Genomic DNA, 13,175 nt, shown 5'->3' on the forward strand with positions numbered 1-13,175 from the left:
CGGACGGCAAGTTAAAGGGGAAGTTACCCATGGGGGAATACGTCGGTGTCGATCCAGATCGGGTGCGCAAACTAGCCAATCGCCTCCAGGATCTGGAAGGCGCACTGGCCAAGCACGGTGCGGTCATTCGGGCCAAGTTCCGCGACTGGGACAGCGGACTCGATCTGTCGCAGATTGCACAGCAGACGCATAACGTCGGTAATGACGCTCGCGACATGTCCAAGCGCGCAGATCTGGCCCGCAACCTGGAGGAGCACGGAGATATCGGGCTGTGCACTCCGGGTGGCGACATGGTCAACATCCCCTGGGGCATGGACGGTGTCTCGAAGCTCAGCGCGAAGGAAGCCAAGCAGGAAGCCGCCACGCTGAAGAAGGCGCTCGACGACCCGAAGGCCACAGGCTCCCGCGCGGACATCGCAGCCATCGGGCAGTCACTCGCCGACCACCAGAACGACCCGTCCTACCTCACCGCCTTCGCCGCCGCTGGCGGCGTCGCAGATGCCGCCAGGGTCGGTCATGCCCTGCACATCGAGGACGGTACGCACGACGGCACGGTACTGAACCACGCATCAACACAGCTGATCGGCCAGTACGGCCGAGGTATCAGCCAGATCTTCAAGTACCAGAAGGCTGGCAAAGTCCCGCCGAACCCAGCCTACGTCAAGTCCCTCACCAACCCACCCGGCGGCGACATGTGGTCGGTCGGGACGCTCTTCAAGTACGGGCCCAAGGGCGACCAGTGGGACGCGAAGGTACTGTCGGACGTCGGAGGGGCCATGCTCGACTGGCGCCACAAGCAGGTGGAGATGCGGCCCATGTACCTGCCGGGAGCCGGGTACAACGGCTACACCGGCGGTCCCGACAGGCATGCCTGGTACCAATCTCTCGGCTTGGACCCCGTCTATACGAACGACGACGGCGCCAACAACAAGATCGTGGCTGGCATCCAGGCCAACGACCCGGCGTTCGCCTTGATGGACCGTGTCGGCGAGAATCCCGAGGCCTCGCGTGATCTGCTCACACAACCGAACGGCGGCGGGCTGCGCCACGCCAAGGAACTGGTCGACTACAAGTGGGAAACGCCGGGCGAGCATGGTCCGCACGACGACTCGGACCCTGTACGCCGCGTCCTGACGCTAGCCGCCACCGACCGCAGCGCTGCCCACCAGGACCAGTCCGGGCAGGCAGCGGCGAACATCCTGAAGGCGGCAGCCGAACAAGAGGACACATTCACCGGGCGTGATGACTCGGACAGCCAGGAGCAGTACCAGAAGTACCCGACAGGCACTGCCGTCGCTTTGGCTGGCATCACTGCGACCTGGGCTGACGACATCGGGAACACAGGTTTGTCGACCGATGAAGGTGTACTGGGCTACAAGGATCATTTCCTCGTTGCCAACGAAGAAGACATGACCAAAGTTATGCAGCTGTTCGTTCGGGACGGCAACACTAAAGCTGCAATCATGTTCGATAGCACCATTCACAACAAGGTGTCGGACGCCGCAGAAAGTGACGCCTATTCACGAAACCTCACTTATATAGGAAATACGGCGGGGATGCTCTCGAAGGCGAAGGTCGGTGTCAAGTATTCTGCAGCACAGCAGAAGGATGAAGAACATCAGACTAACCTGAACCTGCTGAACACCGCCGGAACCCTATTCGGGTTCGCGCCGGGCCCCAAGACGGCAGAGAGCGTTGCGGCGAAGGTCACAGAAAAGGGCCTTAAATACTCCCAGAACATGGTCCTCATGGGTCGGACGATTGTCGCCCCGCAGACCGACCCTTTCTCCATTGACAATGCTGACAAGCAGGAGCGGATCAGTCCAAAGGAAGCAAAGAAACAATATCACTCTTTCATTCCGTCAGTAGCACAGGGAATGATTCGGTCGGGCAGAGTACCTATCCCCACAGGAAGGTCTTGGTACGACCCGGCTACTGGAACTGTCGCCCCCGGACCCACAGACATTCAAGACTTCGAAGCTTGGTGGGCACAGGCGGGAGAAAAGCAGCCGGCGGATCTCAAGAAATTCCAACCGCTAGATTTCCAGAAAGATTTCCAAGATGGATTCAATGACTCTACGCAGTCTCTCGATGGCAGTTAAGAAACGTGCGAACTCTCTCATCTTGCCTGCTCTGTTCACCCTTCTGCTCGCAGGATGCTCAGGGGGCGACACCGAACACGAAAGATCTGGATTTCCTGTTCCGAAACAGGGAGACGTATCAGCCTTTGCGTCCGGTGAACTCAGCAAAAAGTATGACGTCAACAGCTCTGTCGATGGCGCGACGGGCAGTAGTTTCGTAGCCTCAGACCGATCCGGGAACGTCTACACGATGAACACCGAGGATCCATCAGACATCACCGTGCTACGTATTACCCCGAATGGGAATGTTAGCCAGTTCGCCCGGATCAAACCGACGGATCAGAAGAGAGTCGGATCCGGAATGGCGACCACCCCGGACAGGGGCTTGATTATGGGCGGGGGCACCGGTCTGATCCAAGTCAACCGACGCGGCATAGCTACTCACCTCAATACCACGCATCACTTCGAATCTCCTAATCCTATTGGGGTTCGCCCCGACGGATCGGTGATCATTCTGGACCGTGATCAAACCTGGTCGCTCAAGGGCTCCAAGGTGACCAAGCTGTACACCTCACCCAACAGTGTGACTGCAGGAATCGTCGATGCCAAAGGGACCGTCTACTTGCAGGGCGACACGTTCGCGGACATGCATGTTCTGGCAATAGGGAAAAATCCGCGAGCCCTGACCCTGCGTGGGAATATCCCCGGATCAAAGGTGCCCCTCTCCAACCTGACAGCGCTCACTATGGCCGCAGCACATGATGGCGGCCTATACGCAAAGACCGTCAAGGACCCTTCCAAAGGTCCGTCCGGCCCCTCTGCCTACGTCATGCATTTGGCGCCTTCCGGTGACGTCGTCGTCATCGCCAAGGGAACTCTGGAAAACGGCCATGCCTCATGCAAGGCAGGCAAAATGTTCCCTGCCCTCAACGCCCCGTGTCAAATCCCCTGGTTTGTTGTTCAAAGTGGTGACCAGGTACTCGCCATGGGAAACCCCAGCACCTTGACGGGGCCCCCGGCGCCCGCACTCTCCATCCGCGCCTACGAGAAGTAAGGATCAAAGTGGGTATACCTGACGAAGATCGGCTAGAGAACGTATGCCGTAAGAACATGAACGAAGTCGAAACCGCCGTGACGGCGATCCGGTCGGCGATGAAGCAGGTTGAACAGATGTTGCCACACACGTGGATCGGTACGAAGGCCGACAACTGGCGGGCTGACCACGAAGGGCACATGAAGCGACTCAAGACCCTCTTCGCTTCTTTTCCTGACGAAGAGAAGCAGCTAATCGAACAAGCTCAGAAGAAACAGGCGGCACTGGACAAGAAAATGCACGGGACAGGCTGACTGGCTTCGACTATTCATAGAGCCCGGCGTGTACGCACTGGACGCGTGGGCAGAAACCGACGCGTGGCCAGGCCGCGATATGCCGGACGTTACGGCACTAGCGCAGAAGAACGCCGGTCAGCTGTCCGTCGAGCCACGCGCGGCGCTCCTCGGCCGGAGTGCCCTCCCAAACGATGGCCGGCCAGTCGGGTCGACCTGGGGCGTGAACGTGGAGTCCAGAACCACGTCGATAACGACGGCGCGTTCGTGGACGGGGAGCTGCGGGGGGGGTTCGGAGTAATAGTCAAGACCTGTGGATCGAGATTCTTTAGAGGGTCTTCGTCATGAACGTGCTGTTCGGGTCGGGCCAGTAGCCCGCGAACGGCTCGCACTGGATGAACCCGAACTTCCCGTAGAGCTTTCTGGCGGGCAGGAAGAACTCGGCTGCGCCGGTCTCCAGGCTCAGCCGAGTGAACCCCATGGTCTTGGCCTCGGTGATGATGTGTTCCAGCAGTCGGGATGCGATCCCGCTTCGCGTGCGCGTCGGCGTGGTGCGCATCGACTTCAGCTCTGCGTGCCCCGCGTCCAGCTTCTTGATCGCACCGCAGCCCACCACGGTGTCACCGTCCACGATCGACCAGAACGTGACCTCGGGCTTGCGAAGGTCATCGAGATCGAGGGCGTGCTTGCTCTCCAAGGGCGTGATGGACCGCATCTGCTGGACGTGCTCGTTGAGGAACCTGGCGATCTCCGAGCCTGACAGGTCGTCCACCACGATCTTCATTTTGCTCGCCCTTCTTCGGTCGGGATGTTCGACGAGTTTGTCATCCCTCAGCGATCTGCCCGCAGCGAATGTTCACAGGTCGGTTGGGGTCTCTTCAGGCTGCGTGAGCTTCGGGGCGTTCGACGAGGTGGCCGCGTTCGAAGCGGGCGCCGGCCCTCACGAGGGCGACGAGGTGGGGTGCGTTCACGGCTCGCCAGCGGGCGTGAGCAGACTCGACGAGCTTGAACACCATCGCCAGCGCGGCGGCTCGAGAGCCGGCCCCTTTGGTGACTTTCGTCCGTAGCCGCACCGTCGCGAAGGTCGACTCGATCGGATTCGTCGTTCGTAGGTGGATCCAGTGCTCGGCCGGGAAGTCGTAGAACGCCAGCAGCTCGTCCTCGTCGTCGACGATCTTCTTGACGGCCTTGGGGAACTTCGCCCCGTACTGCTTGGCGAACGCGGCGACGGCCTTGGCCGCGTGCTCCTTGTCCTCGGCGTTGTAGATGTCCTGGATGGCCTTCTTCGCCGCGGGCTGGGCCGACTTCGGGAGGCTGTCGAGGCAGTTGGCCGTTTTGTGAACCCAGCACCTTTGGTGGCGGGTTTCGGGGAAGACCTCGTTGATTGCGTTCCAGAAGCCGAGGGCGCCGTCGCCGACGGCGAGGACCGAGGCATGCATGCCCCTGCGCTGGCAGCCCCGCAGCAGGCTCGCCCAGGACTCCGATGATTCCCGGTAGCCGTCCGCCATTGCGATCAGCTCCTTCGTGCCGTCCGCCCGAACGCCCATGACCACCAGGACGGCAGCCTTCGCCTCCTCCAGGCGTATCCGCAGGTGGATGCCGTCGGCCCAGACATAGACGTAGTCCGTGGGGACAGATCGCGCTCACCGAACGCTTTGTGATCGGCCTGCCACTGGGTGGTCAGCCGGGTCACCGTGGCTGGTGAGAGGCCCGCCGAGGAGCCGAGGAACTGCTCCAGCGCGGGCACGAAATCACCCGAGGACAGGCCGTGGAGGTAGAGCAGAGGCAGTACTTCGCTGATCTTCGGGGACTTGCGGGCCCAGGGCGGCAGGATCGCCGAGCTGAATCGCTTGCGCTCGCCGGTTGCCTCGTCGATGCGCTTGTCGTTTACGCGCGGGGCCTTGACCTGGATGGTCCCGGCCGAGGTGGTCACCGAGCGGGACTGGTGGTGGCCGTTGCGGACCACGAGCCGCCGCCCACACTCATCCATTTCGTCAGCCAACTCGGCTATATAGGCATCAACTTCGGCCTCCAGCGCGGCGGCGAGCATCCGCCTCGCTCCCTCCCGGACGATCTCGTCGATGAGCGAGGAGCCGTTGGCGGTGGTGCCGTCGGCGTTGACTACGCTGAACACAGGCGTGCCTTCCCGGCCGGTGTTCGCCGCACCGGCCTACTCGATGACCATCAATCGATCACTCGGGAAGGTACGCCCTTCGCGTTCAACCCGAGGCCGATCCACAGGTCTTGAGCATTGCTCTGCCCATGGCTCACCATGCGACAACAGCGGGCCGATCCCGGATCAACGGCTCGGCCGCTCGACATCAGCTCATCAGTCCTCGTGCCCCAATTGAAGGTCCCTCTCCGTCCGGCCTCCGCCCGCGACCTGCAGAACCGTGGCGACGGGCGGGTAGCCCGCCGCGATCACCGTGTACTCCCCGGACGACAGGTCCACGAAGCGGAAGGTGCCGTCGGCGCCCGTGGTGAGGGTGTCCACCACATTTCCCGCGGCGTCGAGCAGTGTCACCCGAGCGTCCTCGACCGGCCGCCCGCCGCCGGCCCGCACGGTGCCGCGCAACAGGGCGCCGCCCGCGAGCTCGACGTCCTGCCGGGTCTCCCGTGCGGCCTGCACGCTCACCGGCATCGCGGCGGGGCGGAAGGCGGGGGCGCTGCCGGCGAGGGTGTACTCACCGGCCACCAACTCGTTGATGACGTAGCCGCCTTCGCGCCCGCTGCGGGTGGAGGCGACGACCTCACCGCGTACGTCGGTGAGTGTCACGGCGGCGTCCCGCACGGGTGTGCCGTCCGCGGTGACCACGGTGCCGGCCAGCCGTCCGGCGCCGCCGAGGACCACGTCGAGATCGACGGGGCGCTCGCCGACCGTCACGCTGACGGCCTGTGGCTGGTGGCCGCCGGCCGCCGCGATGAGGACGTACGAGCCGGATCCGGGCACGCTCAGCGCGTACCGCCCGTCCTCGCCGCTCGCACCGCGCCCGATCTGGCGCCCGGTGATGTCGATGAGGGTGAGTGCCGCGCGCGGCACGGTGGATCCGTCGTAGTGCTGGACGGTCCCGCAGACGGGCACGCCCGGGACGTACGGGGCTTCCGGGGCGCGGGCTGCGGGTACGGACGCATCCGGTGCGGCTGCGGGGGCGTTATGGGACACCAGCGGTTTCTCCTTGAGGAAGAAGGCGATGAGCAGGCCGAGCACGAGCACCGGCACGAGGTAGAGGAAGATCCGGGGCATGGCGTCGGCGTACGCCCGGATGTAGCCGTCCCGCAGCGCGGGCGGCAGCGTGCGGACCAGCTGCGGGGTGATCGACTCGGGGTCGGGCAGCCGCGCGCCGGACGGCAGGCGGGTCTTGAGCGCGTCCGTGAGGCGGCCCGCGAAGAGCGCGCCGAAGACGGCCGCGCCGACGCTGCCGCCGATCTGCCGGAAGTAGTTGTTGGCGCTGGTGGCGGTGCCGAGGTCGCGGGGTGCCACGGAGTTCTGCACGGCCAGCACCAGGATCGACATGATCAGCCCGATGCCGATGCCAAGGACGGCCATCCAGACGCTGTACGTGAGCTGCGGGGTGTCCGTCTCCAGCCGCGAGAGCAGCCACATCCCGACCGCCGAGATCGCACAGCCGAGCAGCGGAAAGATCTTGTACCGCCCGGTGCGGCTGGTCAGCTGCCCCGAGACGATGGAGGCGATGACGACGCCGCCCATCATCGGCAGCATGAAGAGCCCCGACTCGGTGGCACTGGCGCCGTCGACCATCTGGAGGAAGGTCGGCAGATAGCTGGCGGCGCCGAAGAGCGCGACGCCCACGACGGCCCCGACGAGCGCCGTCACATTGAAGATCGAGTCGCGGAACAGCCGCAGCGGGATGATCGGTTCGGGCGCGCGGTGCTCGACGGCCAGGAAGAGCAGGGCGGTCACGGCGCACCCGGCGGCCAGTCCCACGATGGGGCGCGAGCCCCAGGCGTACTCGGTGCCGCCCCACGTCGTCAGCAGCACCAGACAGGTCGACGTGGCGGCCAGCAGCAGCGCGCCGAGGATGTCCAGGCGCGGCTTGGCCGTCGGCTTCGGCAGTTTGAGTACGGCCGCGATGACGGCCAGGGTGACCAGGCCGAACGGCACGTTGATGTAGAAGCACCAGCGCCAGGAGGCGTGATCGGTGAAGAACCCGCCGATGAGCGGCCCGGCCACGGAGGCGAGCCCGAAGACCGCGCCGATCAGCCCCATGAAGCGGCCGCGTTCGCGCGGCGGCACGATGTCCCCGATGATCGCCTGCACGCCGATCATGAGACCGCCGCCCCCGATGCCCTGGACGGCGCGGAAGGCGATGAGTTCGTTCATCGTCCGGGACCAGCCGGCCAGCGCCGAGCCGATCACGAAGACGATGATCGCGAACATGAAGATGCTCTTGCGGCCGAAGAGGTCCCCGAGCTTGCCGTAGACCGGCAGGCCGATCGTGGAGGCGAGGAGATACGCCGTGACGGCCCAGGACATCTTGTCCAGGCCGTGCAGTTCACCGACGATCTTCGGCAGCGCTGTCGCCACGATCATCTGGTCGAGGGCCGCGAGCAGCAGCGTCAGCATCAGCCCGAAGAAGACCATCCGCACCCGGCCGGGGCTGAGTTCGGGCTGCTCCCCCGCAGCGGGGGGTGGTGGGAGCGGGACGGTCACCGCTTCCGTCAGGACATCGGTCTGCCCGTCCGGACCGTCCTTCACCAGAGTGATTCCACCCACGTACCGCTCCCCTCGTCGCGCCTGCGCCGCCCTTTTCTCGCATTCGGCGACAAGGGGGTGCAAGCGCGACGATTGGCGCGCGAGGCGCACGCCGGGGGCTTCTGTGCCGGTGGGAGCCCCTACGGCGCACAACTGGGCCGTACGGAAAACCACTCGAACCGGTGAGCATCATTTCCGCCCGAAGGGGTTACGCGGTGGACCGGACGGCCCGTCGGAAGCGGCGGAAACGGCGGAAACGGCAGGAGCGGCGGGCGGAGCGGGCTACTTGGCCACTTCTGCTTCGAGCTTGGTGAGCAGCTCGTCGTAGATGCGGCCGAGGCCCTTGGGCGCGAAGGTCTTCTCGAAGAATCCGCCGATGCCGCCGGCGCCGTTCCACACCGTGGAGACGACGGTCTTCGACTTGCCCTCGCCGGCGGGGGTGACGGTCCAGGTGGTCACCATGGAGGAGTTCCGGTCCTTCTCGACGAGCTGTCCGTCGGTCGGCTCGGTCACCTCCAGCAGGCAGTCCCGGATGCGCTTGCTGGTGGCCTGCAGCTTCCAGTGGACGAGTGTGCCGTCACCGTCGCCGCCCTCCCGGACCTCGTACTCGCTGAAGTGCCCGGGCAGGAGCTTCTCGCGCGTACCGGTGTAGTCGGCGAGCGCGTCGAACACCGTCTCCGCGTCGGCCCCGATGATCCGCTCCGTGGTGGCCTCTACCTGCGCCATACCAGTTCCTCCAGCTGTCGTTCTTCAGTCGGTGTGATGAACCGCGCCCTGAGCCAACCACCTCGGGTGCGGGCACGGAAATCCGGGTTGCGCGAATCATGGGAACAGGTGTTCTATTCAAGGGTACGTGCTATCGAGGAGGCGCCATGCGCTGGGACCAGCTGACCGAGAACGGCGGGGACAACCGCACAGCCGAGGGCGGCGGGACCGGCGAGAAGGCCGCGCTGTTCGGAGCGGAATCCGTGACCACCCGCACCTTCGACACCCCGGAGTTCCGCGGGATCACCTTCCACGAGGTGCGGGCCCGTTCGATCGTGAACCGGGTGCCCGGCGCCTCCCGTATGCCGTTCGAATGGACGGTCAATCCGTACCGGGGCTGCAGTCACGCCTGCGTCTACTGCTTCGCGAGGAAGACCCACAGCTATCTGGACCTCGACACCGGCCTCGGCTTCGACTCACAGATCGTCGTGAAGACCAACGCCCCCGAGCTGCTGCGCGCCAGGCTCGGCTCCCGCCAGTGGCAGGGCGCGCACATCGCGATGGGCACCAACGTCGACTGCTACCAGCGGGCCGAGGGGCGGTACGGGCTGATGCCGGGCATCATCTCGACGCTGCGCGACTACGCGAACCCGTTCAGCATCCTGACCAAGGGCACGCTGATCCTGCGCGACCTGGAGCTGCTCCAGCAGGCCGCGCGGGTCACCGATGTCGGTGTCTCGGTCTCGGTCGGCTTCGTGGACGAGGAGCTGTGGTGCACGGTGGAGCCCGGCACCCCCGCACCGCGGCGCAGGCTCGACGCCGTACGCACCCTGACCGACGCCGGAATCGGCTGCGGGGTGCTGATGGCGCCGGTGATCCCGTTCCTCGGCGACCACCCGGACCAGCTGCGCGCCACGGTCCGCGCCGTCGCGGCCTCCGGGGCGACCTCGGTGACCCCGCTCGTCCTGCATCTGCGGCCCGGCGCACGCGAGTGGTTCATGTCCTGGCTCGGCGAGCACCATCCGCATCTGGTCAGGCGCTACGAGCGGTTGTACGCGGCGGGGGCGTACGCCCCCAAGTGGTACCAGCGCCGGATCACCCGCCAGGTGCACGAACTGGCCGCCGAGTACGGCATCGGCCCGGCCCAGCGCGGTATGCCGCGCCGGATACCCGTACCGCAGGAGCCCGAGCCCGCGGTGCCCACTCAGCTGACGCTGATCTGATCCCGGCGGTGTGCGGAGGGCTCGGTCCACGCGGGGCGCCGGGCAGCAGTAAGCCGGGCAGGTCGGCAGCCGCGTCGGCCGGCACGCGCATCAGCCTGCACGTGCACCAGCCGGCACGCGCGTCAGCCGGCACCGCGTCAGCCGGCAGCCGCTTCGGCCAGCAGCCGCAGCGCGCGGGACGCCGCTGCGTGCAGCTCGGGGCGGGTCAGCGCCGCTTCGAGCACGGGCCTGGCTCGCGGGTCGCCGAGCCGCCCCAGCCCCTCGACGCAGGCCAGCGCGACGCGCGGATGCGGGCCGTCGGGGGTCAGCAGCGGGGCCAGCGTACGGATCAGCGCGGGCGCGGACTCGGGCGCCCGCAACTCCGTGAGCAGCCGCACCGGTTGCAGCGCGTAGGCCGTACGCAGGGGGTTGGTCGCGAGGGCGGCGGCCGCGCGGGCGGTGCGCGGGTCGCCGAGGCGGGCGAGCGCGCGGGCCGCCGGAACGCAGCGCTCCGGGTCGCGGTGGTTGAGCAGCAGCACGAGCGCCTCGAAGGCCCGGCGGTCCCCGGCGCAGCCGAGCCGGAACGCCGCCAGCTCCCTGGCCCACAAAGGCTGTCCCGGCTCGGTCAGGACCCCGGCCAGCTCCTCCGGATCCGCGGAGACGGCCAGCCGTTCGTACGCCACCGAGCCCCCGGCCTCGCGGCGCAGCCGGTCGGTGAACGCCCGCGCATCCTCGTCCGTGCCGGAAGCCTCGTCCATGCCGGAAGCGTAATGCCGGGGCCGCGGCCATGAGGGGCAGACGGCTTTCACGGCCGGACGGGGGGTACGCCTGTGAACGCCCGTACGAGGGCCGCCTCTTCACCGTACGGCTCTCACCGCACGGCTGTCCCGGTGCGCGCCGCCGCCACCAGTGCGGCCATCACCCGTGTGTCGTCCCCGGCCTCCGGATGCCACTGCACGGCCAGCGCGAACCCGCGCGCGCCGGGCAGTTCCAGCGCCTCGACGGTGCCGTCCTGCGCATGGGCCGAAGCGAGCAGCCCGCGCCCGAGCCGGTCCGCCGCCTGATGGTGGTAGGTCGGCACGGACACCGGCTCGGGCAGCGTCCGGCCCAGCAGCGTCCCCGGGACCGGCTCGACGACATGCCGGTCGAAGACGCCGGGCGGGCCCGCGTGCTGGTCGAGGTGCTGGACGAGGGTGCCGCCCAGCGCCACGTTCAGCAGTTGCAGTCCCCGGCAGATGCCGAGCAGCGGTAGGCCGCTCTCCAGCGCGGCCTCGATCAGGGCCAGTTCCCAGGTGTCCCGCTCCTGGGCAGGCGGCCCGGTCATCGGGTGCGCGGCCGCACCGTAGCGGACGGGCTCGACGTCCGCGCCGCCGGCGATCACCAGCCCGTCCAGGCGGGCGAGAGTCGCCGCCGCGGCCGATGGGTCGTCCGGCGGCAGCAGCACCGCGAGCCCGCCCGCGCGCTGCACCATCCGGTGGTAACCGGCGGGCAGCAGCGCGGCGGGCAGCGACCACACCCCCCACCTGGCGTCCTCCAGATACGTGCTGATGCCGATCAGCGGCTGGGACATCGGGCTCCTCCGTGCGTGGGTGTGGGGGGCCGGCGGTCCGGCGTGCGGTCCGCCGGGTGTCAGTCGCGTTCGAGTTCGGCCTCGGCCGCCGCCAGCGCCGCGAATTCCTCCTCGGGCGCCGCGGCCACCAGACGGTGGCGGGAGTAGCAGGCGAAGTAGGCCAGCGCCACGCCGTAGACACCCAGCGCGATGAAGGCCGCCTCCTTGTCGACCAGGAAGGTCGCCACCAGCGCCGAGCAGGCGAGCACGAAGGCGACGGACGAGGTGAGTGCGCCGCCTGGGGTGCGGTACGGGCGGTGCAGTCCGGGCTCGCGGCGGCGCAGCACGATGTGCGAAAGGGACATCAGCGCGTACGAGATGGTGGCGCCGAAAACCGCGACGTTCAGCATCCGGGCGCCGTCACCGGTGGCCGCCGCGAGCGCGAAGCCGAGTACGCCGGGGATCAGCAGGCCGAGATAGGGCGCCTTGCGGCGGCTGGTGAGAGAGAGGAAACGGGGCAGGTAGCCGGCCCTGGAGAGCGCGAAGAGCTGCCGGGAGCCGGCGAAGATCAGGGAGAAGAACGAGGCGACCAGGCCCGCGAGACCCGCGTAGTTGACGATCCGGCTGACCACGGTCGGATCGCCGTGCGGCTGCAGCGCGTGGACCAGTGGATCGCCCACGGACTGGATCGCGGCGGAGCCGCGGGCGCCGGTCGCCGCGGTGAAGGTGACCAGGGCGAGCAGCAGCAGCACGCCCATCGCGGCGGCCATCGCCTTCGGCAGGACGCGGGCCGGGTCCTTGGTCTCCTCGGCGGCCAGCGGTACGCCCTCGACGCCGAGGAAGAACCACATGCCGAACGGGAAGGCCGCCCAGATGCCCAGCACACCGAACGGCAGCCAGGAGTTGGCCCCGAGGGCGCCGCCGCGTACCGGGATGTCGTTGAGCGTGTCCACCTGGAAGCCGGTGAACGCGGCCACCGCGAAGACGACGATCGCGGCGACGGCTATCGCGGTGACGACCAGGCTGAACCGCAGCGCCTCGCCGACGCCCCACAGATGGATGCCGATGAAGATCACGAAGCAGGCGAGATAGACCGGCCAGCCCGAGTGCAGGCCGAACAGGCCGAGCGCCTCGACGTAGTCGCCGAGGAAGATGGCTATCGCGGCGGGCGCCAGCACGTATTCGATCAGGATCGCGGTTCCGGTCAGAAAGCCGCCCCAGGTACCCAGCGCGCGCCGGGCGAAGCCGTAACCGCCGCCCGCGGTCGGCAGGATCGAGGACAGCTCCGCCAGCGCGAAGACCAGACAGGTGTACATCAGGCCCATCAGGACGGCGGCGATCGCCAGACCACCGAAACCGCCCTGCGCCAGGCCGTTGTTCCAGCCGGAGAAGTCTCCCGATACGACATAGGCGACACCCAGGCCGGTCAGCAGCAGGGGCCCTGCGCTGCCGCGGCGCAGCGCGCGGCGCTCCAGATAGGTGTCTTCGGGCGATGCCCGGCCGCCCGGGGGCGGAAGGGGAGGTGCGGTCCGTGCGGTTTCCTCGCTGTCGGCCATGAGCCGCTCCTGCCTCGCCGCTGGGGATCGGAGTAAAGGTTC

General features: G+C 67.2%; 10 protein-coding genes and 1 pseudogene. 4 read left to right on the forward strand and 7 right to left on the reverse strand.

Annotated elements, in window-relative coordinates:
• Positions 1 to 29: 29 nt before the first annotated feature.
• The 3 genes from OG510_RS05415 to OG510_RS05425 all read left to right on the forward strand — a co-directional run bounded on the left by OG510_RS05415 (position 30) and on the right by OG510_RS05425 (position 3,428).
• Complete coding sequence (locus tag OG510_RS05415; RefSeq protein WP_406135567.1) at positions 30 to 2,102, forward strand: hypothetical protein; 2,073 nt, start codon at positions 30 to 32, stop codon at positions 2,100 to 2,102.
• 229 nt (positions 2,103 to 2,331) lie between these two features.
• On the forward strand, positions 2,332 to 3,135 hold the full coding sequence (locus OG510_RS05420; protein ID WP_406135568.1) for a hypothetical protein: 804 nt from the start codon (positions 2,332 to 2,334) through the stop codon (positions 3,133 to 3,135).
• 56 nt (positions 3,136 to 3,191) lie between these two features.
• Positions 3,192 to 3,428, forward strand: a complete 237-nt coding sequence (locus tag OG510_RS05425; protein ID WP_406135569.1) for a hypothetical protein — start codon at positions 3,192 to 3,194, stop codon at positions 3,426 to 3,428.
• 307 nt (positions 3,429 to 3,735) lie between these two features.
• Here the strand turns inward: OG510_RS05425 and OG510_RS05430 are convergent, their stop codons facing one another.
• The 4 genes and pseudogenes from OG510_RS05430 to OG510_RS05445 form a co-directional block, all read right to left on the reverse strand.
• Complete coding sequence (locus tag OG510_RS05430; protein ID WP_406135570.1) at positions 3,736 to 4,191, reverse strand: GNAT family N-acetyltransferase; 456 nt, start codon at positions 4,189 to 4,191, stop codon at positions 3,736 to 3,738.
• 94 nt (positions 4,192 to 4,285) lie between these two features.
• Positions 4,286 to 5,541, reverse strand: a pseudogene (locus OG510_RS05435) (IS256 family transposase).
• A 195-nt stretch (positions 5,542 to 5,736) separates the two neighbouring features.
• Positions 5,737 to 8,142, reverse strand: a complete 2,406-nt coding sequence (locus OG510_RS05440) for an MFS transporter (RefSeq protein WP_406135572.1) — start codon at positions 8,140 to 8,142, stop codon at positions 5,737 to 5,739.
• A gap of 261 nt (positions 8,143 to 8,403) precedes the next feature.
• Positions 8,404 to 8,847 carry an SRPBCC family protein gene (locus tag OG510_RS05445; RefSeq protein ID WP_406135573.1) on the reverse strand — a complete coding sequence of 148 codons (444 nt, stop codon included), beginning with the start codon at positions 8,845 to 8,847 and terminating at the stop codon, positions 8,404 to 8,406.
• Between the two features lie 146 nt (positions 8,848 to 8,993).
• Here OG510_RS05445 and OG510_RS05450 point away from each other — a divergent pair, with 146 nt between their 5' ends.
• Positions 8,994 to 10,049, forward strand: a complete 1,056-nt coding sequence (locus tag OG510_RS05450) for an Rv2578c family radical SAM protein (protein ID WP_406135574.1) — start codon at positions 8,994 to 8,996, stop codon at positions 10,047 to 10,049.
• Positions 10,050 to 10,186: 137 nt separating this feature from the next.
• Here the strand turns inward: OG510_RS05450 and OG510_RS05455 are convergent, their stop codons facing one another.
• The 3 genes from OG510_RS05455 to eat form a co-directional block, all read right to left on the reverse strand.
• Positions 10,187 to 10,786: a HEAT repeat domain-containing protein gene (locus OG510_RS05455; RefSeq protein WP_406135576.1), complete on the reverse strand. Its 600-nt coding sequence runs from the start codon at positions 10,784 to 10,786 to the stop codon at positions 10,187 to 10,189.
• Positions 10,787 to 10,899: 113 nt separating this feature from the next.
• Positions 10,900 to 11,598: a gamma-glutamyl-gamma-aminobutyrate hydrolase family protein gene (locus tag OG510_RS05460; RefSeq protein ID WP_406135577.1), complete on the reverse strand. Its 699-nt coding sequence runs from the start codon at positions 11,596 to 11,598 to the stop codon at positions 10,900 to 10,902.
• 59 nt (positions 11,599 to 11,657) lie between these two features.
• Positions 11,658 to 13,133: an ethanolamine permease gene (eat, locus tag OG510_RS05465; RefSeq protein WP_406135578.1), complete on the reverse strand. Its 1,476-nt coding sequence runs from the start codon at positions 13,131 to 13,133 to the stop codon at positions 11,658 to 11,660.
• Between the last annotated feature and the right edge of the window lie 42 nt (positions 13,134 to 13,175).

The sequence above is a fragment of the Streptomyces sp. NBC_01089 genome, from assembly GCF_045162975.1.
Classification (GTDB): domain Bacteria; phylum Actinomycetota; class Actinomycetes; order Streptomycetales; family Streptomycetaceae; genus Streptomyces.

Coding starts and splice junctions, on each gene's coding strand:
- OG510_RS05415 (WP_406135567.1), top strand. CDS start 30: ATGGGGGAATACGTCGGTGTCGATCCAGATCGGGTGCGCAAACTAGCC.
- OG510_RS05420 (WP_406135568.1), top strand. CDS start 2,332: ATGAACACCGAGGATCCATCAGACATCACCGTGCTACGTATTACCCCG.
- OG510_RS05425 (WP_406135569.1), top strand. CDS start 3,192: ATGAACGAAGTCGAAACCGCCGTGACGGCGATCCGGTCGGCGATGAAG.
- OG510_RS05430 (WP_406135570.1), bottom strand. CDS start 4,191: ATGAAGATCGTGGTGGACGACCTGTCAGGCTCGGAGATCGCCAGGTTC.
- OG510_RS05445 (WP_406135573.1), bottom strand. CDS start 8,847: ATGGCGCAGGTAGAGGCCACCACGGAGCGGATCATCGGGGCCGACGCG.
- OG510_RS05450 (WP_406135574.1), top strand. CDS start 8,994: ATGCGCTGGGACCAGCTGACCGAGAACGGCGGGGACAACCGCACAGCC.
- OG510_RS05455 (WP_406135576.1), bottom strand. CDS start 10,786: ATGGACGAGGCTTCCGGCACGGACGAGGATGCGCGGGCGTTCACCGAC.
- OG510_RS05460 (WP_406135577.1), bottom strand. CDS start 11,598: ATGTCCCAGCCGCTGATCGGCATCAGCACGTATCTGGAGGACGCCAGG.
- eat (WP_406135578.1), bottom strand. CDS start 13,133: ATGGCCGACAGCGAGGAAACCGCACGGACCGCACCTCCCCTTCCGCCC.